The sequence below is a fragment of the Bifidobacterium pseudolongum subsp. globosum genome (assembly GCF_004155535.1).
Lineage (GTDB): Bacteria > Actinomycetota > Actinomycetes > Actinomycetales > Bifidobacteriaceae > Bifidobacterium > Bifidobacterium pseudolongum_C.
The window spans coordinates 55,898-69,317 of the sequence record NZ_RYUH01000006.1; the positions used below are offsets into that span (position 1 = coordinate 55,898).

Consider the following 13,420-nt stretch of genomic DNA (forward strand, 5'->3'; position numbering starts at 1 on the left):
TTAAGTAAGGAATCACAATGACCACCGCACAGACCACCCCGGTCGTGGCCGTGGTGCTCGCCGCAGGCTCGGGCCTGCGGTTCGACCCGGCCAATCCCAAACAACTCGTCTCGCTCGCCGGCACGCCAATCGTCGGCTGGAGCATCGCCGCGTTCGAACGCAACCCGCGTGTGACCGACATCCTCGTCGTCGTCAACGCGCAGGTGCGCCAGGCGGTGGAACAGCTCATCGCCGCCGCCGGCTACACCAAGGTGCAGGCTGTGATCGGCGGCGGCGCCGAACGCTCCGACAGCACCGAGGCCGCGCTGCGCATGCTCGCCGACCATGGCGTGCCCGCCAACGCGAAGGTGCTCATCCACGATTCGGTGCGTCCCTTCGTCTCACAGGCCCAGATCGACGGCTGCATCGACGCGCTCGACGAGTTCAAGGCCGCCACCGTGGCCTGCCCGTCGACCGACACGATCCTGCTCACGCAGGACCTGGGCGACCGCGAAACCGTGGTGCAGGTGCCGGAGCGCCGCCATTCGTTCCGCGCGCAGACCCCGCAGGCGTTCCGTTTCGAGACGATCCGCACCGCCTACGACCTGGCCGCCGACGACCCGGATTTCCGCCCGACCGACGACACCCGCGTGGTGGTGGACTACCTGCCCAACGAGCCCGTGGCGGTTGTGGGCGGTTCTCCGCTCAACATGAAGGTGACGACGCAGGACGACATGCCGTTCGCGCAGCTGATCGCCGGTCGTCTGGCTGACCCCGCGCTCTAGACTGGTGCCATGCAGAATGACTGCCGTGGCAAAGCGGTAGTCATTCATTCTTGTCACTTTTCTGCTACGGGTAGTGCTTCTTGTGCTACGGGTAGTGCTTCTACCGCCCACGTCCAAGTAGAACCATTGGAAAATGGCGGTTCATACAGAGAGGTACCGCAAAAAGCACTACCCGTAGCACAAGAAGCACTACCCGTAGCGGTATTGCATATCGATGGGAATATGTCTCATGATGTCCTGACGGATGAGCGTTGCGCCGTCGATGAGCCGCATATTAACCTGTCGTGCATACGCAATAGCGTCGGCTGTGAAATCACTTGTCGTGATGAAGATGGTGCCTTGTGCGAGCTGTGTCGCGTTGGCGCCTTGGAGTTTCTGGAGAACGTGGCGCCCAATGCGGTGCTTGCGGTTGTAGCATTTGCATTCAGCGATAAAAGTGTTCCCATTCGTATCGCAGAGTGTAAGGTCAAACCCTCCATCGCGACTTGGCGGTGTCACCGATGCCTGCCAGCCGAGGTGCCGGAACATATCAGCACAGAAGGGTTCAAATTTCACGGGGTCATCGCTGAATTGCTCAACAATGGCATCGATGCTGCCGGTGTTGTATCGTGTATTCATTCGGCGTAGGATGGCCTCTCGTTTTCGCTGTTCTTCGGCGCAGTATGCGATCGCGACTCCCGCGGCGCGAAGTTGCAGTATCAGGTTATATACAACAAAAGGATTGCTCCCTGCCAATTGCCATTGGCCGATGAACAACTCACTTGAGTGCTGATGGATTCGCATATTGTTTGATCGCCCGGCGTGGGTGCCGTCTTTGTTCCGTCTCTCCCAAGCCGGATAGCGCATTCTGAATATGCCAATGTCTTGAGTCGTGGTTGTGGGGTAGACGAGCATGGTTGGTGGCACATGTATTTTGTAGTGCTTGTAAAACTCTTCGCGATAGCGCTTCTGCTTGTCTTCTTTTCTTTTTTTGTCAATATATTCTATCAATACAGGAATAATTGGTGTCAAAATGATAATGAATATGAAGAAAAGAAAATAATACAGAGCATATGGTGAAGGGTTGCCCATGCGCTTTCTCCCGATGTGTCCACTGCCGGTGGCCCCATGCCGATGATTGGTGGCAGGTGCACGTCTACACTGGGGAATCATGGAGAAACTATCTGTTGTCATCTCGGGGTTCGACCCGTACGAGGGCATCGCGGTCAATCCCGCGCTGATCGTGCCCGACACGCTCGCCAAAGAGGGCATCGCCGTCGATCCCAACGATTTCGAGGACCCGCTGCACGGCGTGGATGTGCGGATCCACGCCGTGCACATGCCGGTCAGCTTCGGCAAGGCATGGCCCATGCTCAAGGAGACGCTCGACCGCGTGCACCCGCACATCGTGATCGCCACCGGACTCAAGCAGGCCGCGCGCGGCATCCTGCTCGAACGCTGCGCGATCAACCTCAAGGACACCACGCGCCCCGACGCCGACAACGTGATCCCCGGGCACCGCGTGATCGACGCAGACGGCCCGGCGGCCTACTGGACCGGCCTGCCGCTGCGCGCGATCCTCAACGCGTTCGCCGCCGACGACATCCCCGCGTCCCTCAGCTCGGACGCCGGCACGTTCGTGTGCAACGCGCTGTTCTACCACCTGCAGGCGTGGGCCGCGCGCCAGCCGAGGCCGACGATGTGCGGGTTCGTCAACCTGCCGCTCGTCAACGAACAACCACACCCGCAGCACGGCCTGCCGCTGGCCCAGCAGATCACCGCCGGGCGTGACGTGGTGCGCGAGGCGGCGCGCTACTACAAGCGGCCCATGGGCCCCGACATTCTGATTCCGTAGCGCGCGCCGGCGCCCGCGCGGTTGCGCTCAATGTGAGTTCCGCGCGTGGTGCGGCGTGGCGTACGCTAAAGTGCAGAGAAGACGCACTCATGCACCAGTCGTGCGTGGGGGAATTGCCAACGAAAGGAAACGACTATGGTGGAGCGGTTCCCGGTCGTGCTGCGAGGGTACGACAAAGAACGCGTGGACGAAGCGATGCTTGCGGCGCAGACCACGATCGACCGCCTGCGTGAGCAGGTCAAGGCCGGCGACGACAACGTGCTGCAGCTGCAGGCCCAACTGCAGGAAGAGAAGAACCGCAAGGCGAGCACAGACAACACCTTCGCCTCGCTCGGCGCCAACGCGCAGCAGATGCTCGCCTCGGCCGAGCAGACGAGCACGGAGCTGCTCGAGCGCGCCAAGAAAGACGCCGCATCCGCGCGCGTCGAAGCGCAGTCCCAGTCGCAGACCCTGATCAACAACGCCAAGCTCGACGCCCAGCACTTGGTCGACGACGCGCAGGCCAAGGCGGACACGCTGCTCAAGAACGCGCAGAACGAGGCGCAGACGATCATCACAAGCGCCCAGCAGGAGGCCGCGCAGTTGCGCGCGTCCACTGCGAAGACCGTCAAGGAGCAGCGTCAGGCACTCGATCTGGAGCTCACCAACTCGCGCGAGGAGCACAACAAGCGCCTCGCTTCGGAGCGCGCCACGCAGGAGCGTGAGCTCTCCGAACAGCAGGCCGAGGCGGCGGCCGCGATCGCGCAGCAGCGCAAGAGCGCGAACGAGGAGATCACGCGCCTCAAGAGCGAGACGAACGACCAGATCGAATCGGCGCTCGCGGACGCCAACAAGAAGCTCGCCGACGTGCGCGAGCAGGTGTCGAAGCTCATGACCGAAGCGCAGCGCAAGGCCGGCGAGATCACCGACGCCGCGAAGTCGCAGGCGCAGGAGATCACCGATTCCGCCGAAGTGAACCGCACGAAGACGATGAGCCAGGTGAACGCGGAAGTGGAGCAGATCCGCGCCGACATCGCCGCCCAGCAGGACGAGGCCACGCAGAAGGTCTCCGAACTGCTCGGCCACTTGGAGGAGCGCCGCGCACAGGCCAAGGAAGAGGCCGAGGCGCAGATCGCCGAAGCCAAGCAGATCCGCGAAGACGCCGACACGTACGCCGCGGACAAGCGCAAAGAGGCCGACAAGACGGCCGCCGAAATCGTCGACAAGGCGAGCCGCGAGGCCGCCGCGCAGATCGAGGAGCGCCGCAAGGCCGCGCAGACCGAGCTCGACGGCCTGCACAAGCGCATCGGCGAACTGCAGAGCCGCGAGGCCGACATCACGCAGCGCGTCTCCGAACTGCGCTCGATGTTCGCCAACGCGTTCGCCGGCTTCGGATTCGGCATGGACAACCAGCATTCCACCGATTCGATGTCGGTCGTCAACGCGTTTGTGGAAAGCGACAACACCGCAGACGGCGACCAGGACGACGACGTGCTGATCGACAACGCGGAGGAGCCGGCCCAGCCCGCGGCCGCGCCGACCGTGCCGCCGCTCGATGCGCCGGCCGCTGACGCCGAGCAGGACGCCGACCATGACCAGGCCGCCGAAACCGAAGTGATCGCCGTGGCCCAGGAGAACGACCGTTCGATGGTCTCCGAAGGCGCCCCCGTGTTCGACCAGCGCGACAACCAGGTGGTGGACGACGAGGACGGCGCGATCAACGACGACACCCAGCTGTCCAGCGACCAGTGACCGCATTCCCCGTACCAAAAGGTCCGGCCCCACGCACCGCCGTGGGCCGGACCTTTTTGCTACGGGTAGTCCTTCCACGCTACGGGTAGTGCTTCCTGTGCTACGGGTAGTGCTTCCTTGGGCAAGTTCCTTGTATGATCGTTGGAAAATGGCGGGTTGGAAGGGGATGGGAGCCGGCAAAGCACTACCCGTAGCGCGGAAGGGACTACCCGTAGCAAAAAAGGGGGTGATGCGCATGCATGGGGCACCGGCTGAGCCACGGGCGCAGCCGCACATATGGGAGTACCCTTGTGCATTGGTATTGATCCACCACCCATATGCATGGAAAGGAACCCGTTTTGCCTCAGCTCGAACCCCTGTCCGTCAACCGACTCGACACCCTGCGCCACGACTTCGACGCCAACAAGTTCAACCGCATGGCCATGAACGCGGTCACGACCGCAGGCATCAACAACGTGGCGCGCAACTACGACCGCGCACGCCTGCTGCAGCGCCGGTTCTCGACCGTGGTGGACAACGGCGAGGCCACGCACCAGGACCATTCGGGCCGCTGCTGGCTGTTCAGCTCGCTCAACGTGGCGCGCTTCGTGGCCAAGAAGAACATGAACCTCAAGGAATTCGAATTCTCGCAGAACTATGCGATGTACTTCGACAAGCTTGAGCGCATCAACTACTTCATGCAGGACATGGCCGGCCTGATCCGCGCGGGCGAGCCGGTCGACTCGCGCCTGTTCCAGCACATGCTGCACGACGTGATGGGCGACGGCGGCCAGTGGACGATGGCCATGAACATCTACAAGAAGTACGGCGCCGTGCCGAAGAGCCTCTTCCCGGAGACCGAATCGTCGAAGAACACCTCGGAGATGAACACGCAGCTGCGCCGCCTGCTGCACACCGCCGTCGCGCACATGCAGGACACCCCGAACGAGATCGACGAGATCATCGCACGCACGGTGGAGGACGGCCACCGCATGCTCACCATCCATTTGGGCGAGCCGCCGAAGTCGTTCCACTGGGAGTGGACCGACGCCGACGGCGTGTTCCACCGCGACGGCGAGATCACGCCGGTCGAGTTCTGGGACAAGTACGTGGGCAGCGCCGACCTGGACAGCTATGTGTGCCTCGTCGACGACCCGCGCAAGGAGCACGCGAAGGGCACGAAGATCGGCATCGAGCACTTGGGCAACGTGGCGGGCGGCGACCCGACCGAATACCTCAACGTGCCGATCGAGTTCATGAAGGACTGCGTGCGCACGATCCTCGTGGAACAGGGCATCCCGGTGTGGTTCGGCGCCGACTGCCACCCGATGATGGACCGCCAGGACGGCGCGTGGGCCGCCGACCTGTTCGAATACGGCGAGGTCTACGGCGTGGACTTCGACATGGACAAGGAGCAGCGCGTGCGCTTCGCCGACTCCGCGATGAACCACGCGATGGCGTTCGTGGGCGTGGACGTGGACGACGACGGCACGACGACCCGACGTTGGCGTGTGGAGAACTCGTGGGGCACGAAGATCGCCGACAAGGGCTACTTCACGATGGCCGACGACTGGTTCGACCAGTACGTGTTCGAGGTGGCGGTGCCGAAGGCCATGCTGCCCGAGGAGTACCGCAAGGCGCTCGGCGAGCCGGCCACGATGCTGCCGGCATGGGACCCGATGGGTGCTCTCGCCTGAGCCCACCCCATGGGGTTTCACCCCGTGTTTCACGCGGCCGCGCCCCGCGCGCGTGGAGATTCTGGAACGCCGGTAGTCAAGTCAACTGGGTTGTTTTACACTGGGTATCCGGTTTCGACCGCGCGCGGCTGGCGCGCCGCGGCGCACAGACAAGAGGAGACAGACAGATGACAGCACTGCGCGGACCTGACAGTTCGCAGGACGCACTGCTCGACGAGCATGCGGTGGTCCCCGAGACCGTGGACGTCAACATACGCCAGCTCGACCCGATTCCGGCGCCACGCTATTTCATCAAGGAACTGCCGTTGACCGACGCGATGCGCGACCTCGTGCTCGACTCGCGCAGCCAGATCCGCGACGTGCTGCACGGCCGCGACGACCGCCTGCTCGCGATCGTCGGCCCCTGCTCGATCCACGACCCGAAGGCCGCGCACGAGTACGCGACGCGCCTTGCCGCGCTCAACCGCGAACTGGGCGACCGCCTGCTGATCGTGATGCGCGTCTATTTCGAAAAACCGCGCACCACGATCGGGTGGAAGGGCCTGATCAACGACCCCGACCTCAACGGCCGCTTCGACATCCGCAAAGGCATGTGGCTCGCGCGCAAGGTGCTCACCGACGTGCTTTCGCTCGGCCTGCCCGCCGCCACCGAATGGCTCGACCCGATCACCCCGCAGTACCTGTGCGACCTGGTCAGCTGGGGCGCGATCGGCGCGCGCAACACCGAAAGCCAGGTGCACCGCGAGCTCGCGAGCGGCATGAGCATGCCGATCGGCTTCAAGAACGCCACCGACGGCTCGATCAAGCCGGCCGCCGACTCCTGCTTCTCCGCCGCCAACGAACACCACTTCCTCTCCATCAACTTGGACGGCCAGGTGATCTCGGCCGAAACGAAGGGCAACCCGGACTGCCATCTCGTGCTGCGCGGCTCGAGCTGTGGCCCCAACTACGATCCCGTTTCGGTGGCCCGCGCCCTCGACGACCTCAAGGCCTCGAAGGCGGCCGGCCCGAGCGACCACGGCCTCATCATCGACGCCGCGCACGGCAACTGCGGCAAGGACGAAGTGGTCGAAGCGCAGGTGATCGAAGACATCGCCTCGCGTGTGGCCGCCGGCGAACGCGGCATCCTGGGCATCATGATGGAAAGCTTCCTCGTGGGCGGCCATCAGGACCCGGCCCCGCTCGACCAGCTCGTCTACGGGCAGTCGGTGACCGACGCCTGCGTGCCGTGGGACCGCACCGAACAGGTGCTGCGCGAGCTCGCCGACGCCGTGGCCACCCGCCGCGCCACCGCCGAGTGAACGCACCACCACCATCCACACCACTATTGAGGGGGCATCATGCCGCGAATCGTCGTGAGCGGTGTGCCGACAACCGCGAGCCGCCATATCGCCGTCCTTGACGGCATGCGCGCGCTCGCGATCATCGGGGTGATCGGCTACCACACGCGCCCCTCACTGCTGCCGGGCGGATTCCTGGGCGTCACGCTGTTCTTCGTGGTCAGCGGGTTCCTGCTCACGCGCAGCATGGTCAACCTGTTCGAACGCCTGCGCTTCTCGTACCCCCACTTTCTGCGCGGCCGTGTGCGCCGCCTCTGGCCGAGCGTGCTCGCCACCATCGCGGGCACGGCGATCCTCGTGTACTGCATGGCGCCGTCGCTGCTGCCCAAGGTGCGTGGCGACGCGCTGCCAAGCGCGCTGTTCTACAGCAACTGGTCGTTCATCTTCCGCAAACTCTCGTATTTCCAAGCGGCCGGCCTGCCTTCGCCACTGACGCACCTGTGGTTCACGAGCCTCATCATGCAGTTCTATGTGCTGTGGCCGTTGCTGTTCGTGCTGATCTTCCAACTCTGTCGTTCGCGCGTCGCGCGTGCGGCCGTCATCGGCGCGCTCGCATTGGCGTCGTCGCTCGAGATGCTGCTGCTGTACACGCCCGGGCAAGACACCTCGCGCATCTACTACGGGCTCGACACGCGCGCCGCCGAACTGCTCGTCGGCGCCGCGCTCGCCGTGCTGATGCACCGGCGCGCGGGCCGCCAGGACGACGAGTTCGCACACGACCCGCCGCGCTGGCAGTTCTTCAGCCGCACGGTGCATGTGCGCGGGCGCGAACTGCGCGTCACCGGCCAGCAGCTCGTCAACGCGCTCGGTTTCGCGCTGCTCGTGGTGTTCTGCGTCTGCTTCGCCGTCGTCGACCCGCAGTCGGCGTGGCTCTACTGCGGCGGCTATCTGCTGTTCGCGCTGCTCGCCGCCGCCATGATCTGGGCAGGCATGCACTCGGGCGTGTTCATGCGCGCGATGGGCGCCAAGGTGTGCAGCTACATCGGCTCGCGTTCGTTCTCGCTGTATCTGGTGCATTATCCGCTGCTCGTGGTGCTCAATCCGGCCACGCGCACCACGCCGCTGCCATGGTGGGGCTATCTCGGTCAGTTCGCGCTCATCCTGGCGGTGGGCGAGGTCTTCTTCCAGCTCATCGAGGCGATGCGCGGCACGCCGTGGCTGCCGTGGCTCACCCGCGCACAATCGGCGGATGGCTCCGTGCAGGGGACGGCCGGCGAGCGCCTTGGCCGCCGTTTCGCCGCCTCCGGCAATGCCGCCGTGCGTGCGATCGGCATAGCGGGCGGGCGTTTCGCCACGCTCACCGCACGCCTGCGCCCGGGCGCCGTGGTGGGCATCGTCGCCGGCGTGCTGGCCGTGCTGGTGCTCATGCTGCCGCTCAACTGGCAGGCGATCGCCCACGCGCGCGCCGTGCAGCTGCGCCCCGAACTCGCGCTCACGGCCGAACAGGCGCGCAAACAACTCGCCACACAGACCCCGCAGCCGCAGCAGCCGTCATCCGCCTCGCCCACGCAAACCGCGCAACCGCAGGTGAGCGCGCTCAAGGTACCCAACAACCTCGACCCCTCGCGCTGGCAGTGCGACGCCGCCGCGCAGCAGTGCAGCGTGCGCATGCTCATGATCGGCGATTCGGTCACGGCGGGCGTGGCGCAGACGCTGCAACAGCACTTCCCGCAGGCGCACATCGACGGCGCGGTGAGCCGGCAGTTCGCCACGGGCGAGGACCTGCTCGCCCAGTTCCTGGGCAGTGGCGAGGACCCGCAGGTCATCGTCTTCGCGCTCGGCACGAACGGCGCCGCCACGCCCGAACAGGCCGAGCATGTGGTGCAGCTCGCCGCGGGCCGGCCGCTGTATTTCGTCACGGCGCTCGCGCCGGTGGATTGGACCGCCGCGTCGAACGCCACGTTCCAGCAAGTGGCCGCCGCGCACCCCAACGTGGGGATCATCGACTGGTCCGCGCTCGCCACCGCCCACCCCGAATACCTGTACGACGACGGCACGCACCCCAACGAGCTGGGCACGCAGGCGTACGAGCAGCAGCTGTACAACGCGCTGTGCCCGCACGACTGATGCGGCGCGCGCACGGTGTTATCGTAGAGGCAGCAATCAGCGAAGGAGGAGCACGGCATGGCACACGACCCGCATACGCCGCAGTTCGAGGACCACACGCGCGCCATCGCGCAAGGCAGGCCGCTCACGTATACGCCCGAGCAGCTGCACGCCGTGCACCAGATCGTGGCCGAAGGCGGCAATCCCCTCACCGACATGCATGATCTGCCGCGGTGGGAGGACGAAGTGGGCATCGACCGCATCATCAACCGCCGTGTGATGGAGCTGGATCCGCTGCCCACGCCCGCGCAGGTGCTCTCCGAACTGCCGTTGGACGCCAGTGCACGCCATCTGGTCGCCTCCTCGCGTGACGAGATCCGCGCATGCCTGTATGGGCAGGACGACCGTCTGCTCGTGCTTGTGGGACCGTGCTCCGTGCACGACCCGGCCGCCGCGCTCGATTACGCGCGCCGGCTCGAGCATGTGCGCCGCGAACTCGAGAACGAACTGCTCATCGTGATGCGCGTCTATTTCGAAAAACCGCGCTCGACGGTGGGGTGGAAGGGCCTGATCAACGACCCGGACATCGACGGCAGCCACAACATCCAAAAGGGCCTGCTGCTCGCGCGCAAGACATTGCTCGACGTGCTCGGCGCCGGTCTTGCGGCGGCCACCGAGTTCCTGGAGCCCACAAGCCCGCAGTACATCTCCGACGCGGTGAGCTGGGGTGCGATCGGCGCGCGCAACACCGAAAGCCAGGTGCACCGGCAGCTCGCGAGCGGGCTGTCGATGCCGATCGGCTTCAAGAACGCCACCGACGGCTCCGTCAAGGCCGCGGTCAACGGCTGCTTCGCCGCCGCCCAACAACACACGTTCTTCGGCATCGACCACATGGGCCGCGCCTGCGCCGTCGAGACGATCGGCAACCCCGACTGCCATGTCGTGCTGCGCGGGTCGAGCTCGGGGCCGAACTACGACGCCGATTCGGTCGCGCAGGCCATGGAGGCGGTGCGCGCGCAGATGCCCGCCGATTCGGCCGCCGCACATGGTCTGATCATCGACTGCTCGCACGGCAACTCCGGCAAGGACGACGTGCGTCAGGCGCATGTGGTCCGTGAGATCGCCGCGCGCGTGGCCCAAGGAGAACCCGGTATCACCGGCATCATGATGGAAAGCTTCCTCGAAGGAGGCAACCAGCCGGCCGCGCCGCTCAACCAGCTCGTCTACGGCAAGTCGATCACCGACAAATGCCTCAGCTGGCCCGTCACCGAACAACTGCTGCACGAGCTCGCCGAAGCCGTGCGCACCCGCCGCTGGAACTGACCGCACCATCAACGAATCGAGGAACCATGACCCGTACCGTCGCCATCATCAGCGCCCTGGAAGAAGAGGCCGCGCACATCGCCGACGCGTGCACCAACGTGCGCGAGGAGCACCGCGCGAGCCTCGCCGTGCTGCACGGCGAACTCACCACGGACGCCGGCGAGCCGCTGCGCGTGGTCATCGCGGTGGGCGGCATGGGCCTGGTGAACGCCGCGGCCACCACGCAATACCTCATCGACTGCGCCGAACCGGACGCCGTGATCTTCTCCGGCATCGCCGGCAACCTCAACCCCGAACTGCACGTCAACGACATCGTGCTCGGCGGCACGCTGCGCTACCTCGACACCGACATGCGCCTCGTGGGCCAGTGGAAGCCCGGCACCCCGGAGTTCCACTCCGACCCGCAGCTGATCGCGCTCGCCGAGAATGTACTGAGCGAGATGGGCATCAACCACATCACCGGCGTCATCGCCTCGGGCAATTACTTCGTGGATTCGCCCGAGCAGATCGAACGCGTGATCAGCCTCACGCACGCCGACGCGGTGGAGATGGAAGGCGCGGCAGTCGTGCATGTGGCCGCGCGCAACGACGTGCCGGCGCTCGTGATCCGCGCGATGAGCGACAACGCGGACACTGATTACGAGGAGTTCCGCGACTTCGACATCTCCGAATACGCCGACACCGCCGCGCACATCGCCGTCACGATGCTGCGGCGCATGTAGCCAGGCGTCGCGCGCAATGCGAACGAGAAGGGGGAGCGCGATATGCCGGCGGTAGGAATCGTGGCCGTGCTCGGTGCGGCCCTGCTCGTGGTGCTCGTCGCGTCCCTCATCGCCTATCAGGCGGGGCGCGCGCGTGAACGAGACCGGTCACCAAGCGTGGCCGCCCTGTTCGATGGCGTCGCCGACCCGGACGCCGTCGATGGCGAGCGCCGCATGCTCGCGATGCTCGGGGAGTCCGTCATCATCACCGACGTGCATGGCAACGTCATCGTGTCGAACACCGCGGCCGCGGAGCATGGCCTCGTGTTCGACGGCCGTCTGACCGACGATGGCGTCCGCGGGCTCATCGCCAGCGCCGTGGAAGGCCGCGAGCCGGTGCATGCGGACATCGAACTCGACGGGGGACCACAGGCGCGGCATATCGCCGTGACCGCGCAGCCGATATCCGCATGCCGCGTGGCCGTGGTGTGCACCGACACCGGCTACCGGCGGAGCGTGGACCGCATGCGCCGCGACTTCGTGACGAACGTGTCCCACGAACTGAAGACGCCGGTCGGCGCGATCATGCTGCTCAGCGAGACGATCGCCGACGCGGGCGATGACGTGGAGATGATCCGGCATTTCGCAGGCCGCATCGGCATGGAGGCGCAACGGCTCGACGGGCTGGTGCGCAGGCTCATCGAACTGGGGCGCATGCAGGGCACCGGCGACCGGCCGAAACAGGCGGTCGACGCGCGCGACCTGGTGCACGGCGCCATCGCCGACACCGAGGTGACCGCCGCCGCACGGCATACGGATGTGCGCATGCGCGACGGTGCCGGGGGCCGGCCGCTCGCCGTGTGCGTGGATGCCACCGCTGTGCACATCGCTCTCAAGAACCTCGTGGAGAACGCGATCAACTATTCGCCAGAGCGCAGCGACGTGACCGTCGACATCACACAGGCGGATGGCCATGTGCGCATCCGCGTCATCGACCATGGCGTCGGCATCCCGCAGCCGCTGCAGGGGCGCATCTTCGAACGGTTCTACCGCGTCGACCCGGCACGCTCGCGCCTCACGGGAGGCACCGGTCTCGGATTGTCGATCGCGAACCACCATATCCGCGCCAACGGTGGCACGATAGACGTGTGGTCGAAGCCCGGCGAAGGCTCGACCTTCACCGTGGCGCTGCCGCTCGCCGGCACCGCCGGCAACATGGACAAGGAGCATGAACGATGACACGCATACTCGTCGTCGAAGACGAGCCGTCCTACCTTGAGCCGCTGCTCTTCCAACTGGCGCGCGAAGGCTACGAGGCGCATGGCGCCGCAAGTGGTGAGGAAGGGTGGGCGCTCTACGAGGAGATGCCCTTCGACCTGGTCATCCTCGACCTCATGCTCCCCGGCATATCGGGCATGACGCTCTGCCGGCGCATCCGTGAGACACATCCGGTGCCCATCATCATGGTGACCGCGAAATCGACGGAGAACGACGTGATCGTGGGCCTTGAAATCGGGGCCGACGACTATGTGACCAAACCATATTCGTTCCGTGAGCTGCTCGCGCGCATCCATGCGGTGCTACGCCGCAGCCTCGAGCCGCAGTCCAACAGCGCGCCGGTGGCCGATGAGACACTCGTCTGCGGGCCGGTGTCCATGGACGTGGCCTCGCACGAAGTGCGCATCAACGGCGTCCTCACGGCGTTCCCACTCAAGGAATTCGAGGTGCTCGAATACCTGATGCGCAACAAAGGGCGTGTGCTGACCCGGCAGCAGCTCATCGGCCGGGTGTGGGGCAGTAATTATGTGGGCGACACGAAGACCCTCGACGTGCACATCAAACGCATCCGCGCGAAGATCGAGCACGATCCCTCGAACCCGTCGATGCTTACGACCGTGCGCGGGCTCGGCTACCGGATCAGCGGCGAACCTTCACACTGAGTTCATGTTCACCGGCCATCGGCATCGCCGTCCTCCCGTACACTGGTGTGGTCGGATAGAATGGC

At 65.4% G+C, this 13,420-nt stretch carries 11 protein-coding genes; 10 read left to right on the forward strand and 1 reads right to left on the reverse strand.

What is annotated here, in order from left to right:
* Positions 1-17 precede the first annotated feature (17 nt).
* Positions 18-764, forward strand: coding sequence for an IspD/TarI family cytidylyltransferase (locus PG2093B_RS01815; protein ID WP_129896889.1), 747 nt, complete (start codon positions 18-20; stop codon positions 762-764).
* Between the two features lie 189 nt (positions 765-953).
* Here the strand turns inward: PG2093B_RS01815 and PG2093B_RS01820 are convergent, their stop codons facing one another.
* Positions 954-1,835 (reverse strand): restriction endonuclease, encoded by an 882-nt coding sequence (locus tag PG2093B_RS01820; RefSeq protein WP_165369675.1) that lies wholly within the window; start codon positions 1,833-1,835, stop codon positions 954-956.
* 79 nt (positions 1,836-1,914) lie between these two features.
* Between PG2093B_RS01820 and PG2093B_RS01825 the strand changes: the two genes are divergently transcribed.
* From PG2093B_RS01825 to PG2093B_RS01865, 9 genes are all read left to right on the forward strand, one after another.
* Positions 1,915-2,598: a pyroglutamyl-peptidase I gene (locus PG2093B_RS01825; RefSeq protein WP_129896891.1), complete on the forward strand. Its 684-nt coding sequence runs from the start codon at positions 1,915-1,917 to the stop codon at positions 2,596-2,598.
* Positions 2,599-2,733: 135 nt separating this feature from the next.
* Positions 2,734-4,329: a cell division protein gene (locus PG2093B_RS01830; protein ID WP_242502778.1), complete on the forward strand. Its 1,596-nt coding sequence runs from the start codon at positions 2,734-2,736 to the stop codon at positions 4,327-4,329.
* A gap of 338 nt (positions 4,330-4,667) precedes the next feature.
* Positions 4,668-6,005: a C1 family peptidase gene (locus PG2093B_RS01835; RefSeq protein ID WP_431520204.1), complete on the forward strand. Its 1,338-nt coding sequence runs from the start codon at positions 4,668-4,670 to the stop codon at positions 6,003-6,005.
* A gap of 167 nt (positions 6,006-6,172) precedes the next feature.
* A complete protein-coding gene (locus tag PG2093B_RS01840; RefSeq protein WP_129896893.1) occupies positions 6,173-7,306 on the forward strand; it encodes a 3-deoxy-7-phosphoheptulonate synthase in 1,134 nt (377 codons plus the stop codon).
* Between the two features lie 39 nt (positions 7,307-7,345).
* Entirely contained in the window at positions 7,346-9,412 is a 2,067-nt protein-coding gene (locus tag PG2093B_RS01845) for an acyltransferase family protein (protein ID WP_129896894.1), read from the forward strand.
* Between the two features lie 57 nt (positions 9,413-9,469).
* Positions 9,470-10,714, forward strand: a complete 1,245-nt coding sequence (locus PG2093B_RS01850) for a 3-deoxy-7-phosphoheptulonate synthase (protein ID WP_129896895.1) — start codon at positions 9,470-9,472, stop codon at positions 10,712-10,714.
* Positions 10,715-10,740: 26 nt separating this feature from the next.
* On the forward strand, positions 10,741-11,436 hold the full coding sequence (gene mtnN, locus PG2093B_RS01855; protein WP_129896896.1) for a 5'-methylthioadenosine/S-adenosylhomocysteine nucleosidase: 696 nt from the start codon (positions 10,741-10,743) through the stop codon (positions 11,434-11,436).
* Positions 11,437-11,478: 42 nt separating this feature from the next.
* Entirely contained in the window at positions 11,479-12,654 is a 1,176-nt protein-coding gene (locus tag PG2093B_RS01860; RefSeq protein WP_129896897.1) for a sensor histidine kinase, read from the forward strand.
* Positions 12,651-13,355, forward strand: coding sequence for a response regulator transcription factor (locus PG2093B_RS01865; RefSeq protein WP_129896898.1), 705 nt, complete (start codon positions 12,651-12,653; stop codon positions 13,353-13,355). The genes PG2093B_RS01860 and PG2093B_RS01865 overlap by 4 nt, the downstream gene beginning before the upstream one ends.
* Positions 13,356-13,420: the final 65 nt, after the last annotated feature.

What these genes read in the sequence shown, in the direction of transcription:
- PG2093B_RS01815 (WP_129896889.1), top strand. Translation starts at nt 18, where the DNA reads ATGACCACCGCACAGACCACCCCGGTCGTGGCCGTGGTGCTCGCCGCA.
- PG2093B_RS01820 (WP_165369675.1), bottom strand. Translation starts at nt 1,835, where the DNA reads ATGGGCAACCCTTCACCATATGCTCTGTATTATTTTCTTTTCTTCATA.
- PG2093B_RS01825 (WP_129896891.1), top strand. Translation starts at nt 1,915, where the DNA reads ATGGAGAAACTATCTGTTGTCATCTCGGGGTTCGACCCGTACGAGGGC.
- PG2093B_RS01830 (WP_242502778.1), top strand. Translation starts at nt 2,734, where the DNA reads ATGGTGGAGCGGTTCCCGGTCGTGCTGCGAGGGTACGACAAAGAACGC.
- PG2093B_RS01840 (WP_129896893.1), top strand. Translation starts at nt 6,173, where the DNA reads ATGACAGCACTGCGCGGACCTGACAGTTCGCAGGACGCACTGCTCGAC.
- PG2093B_RS01845 (WP_129896894.1), top strand. Translation starts at nt 7,346, where the DNA reads ATGCCGCGAATCGTCGTGAGCGGTGTGCCGACAACCGCGAGCCGCCAT.
- PG2093B_RS01850 (WP_129896895.1), top strand. Translation starts at nt 9,470, where the DNA reads ATGGCACACGACCCGCATACGCCGCAGTTCGAGGACCACACGCGCGCC.
- mtnN (WP_129896896.1), top strand. Translation starts at nt 10,741, where the DNA reads ATGACCCGTACCGTCGCCATCATCAGCGCCCTGGAAGAAGAGGCCGCG.
- PG2093B_RS01860 (WP_129896897.1), top strand. Translation starts at nt 11,479, where the DNA reads ATGCCGGCGGTAGGAATCGTGGCCGTGCTCGGTGCGGCCCTGCTCGTG.
- PG2093B_RS01865 (WP_129896898.1), top strand. Translation starts at nt 12,651, where the DNA reads ATGACACGCATACTCGTCGTCGAAGACGAGCCGTCCTACCTTGAGCCG.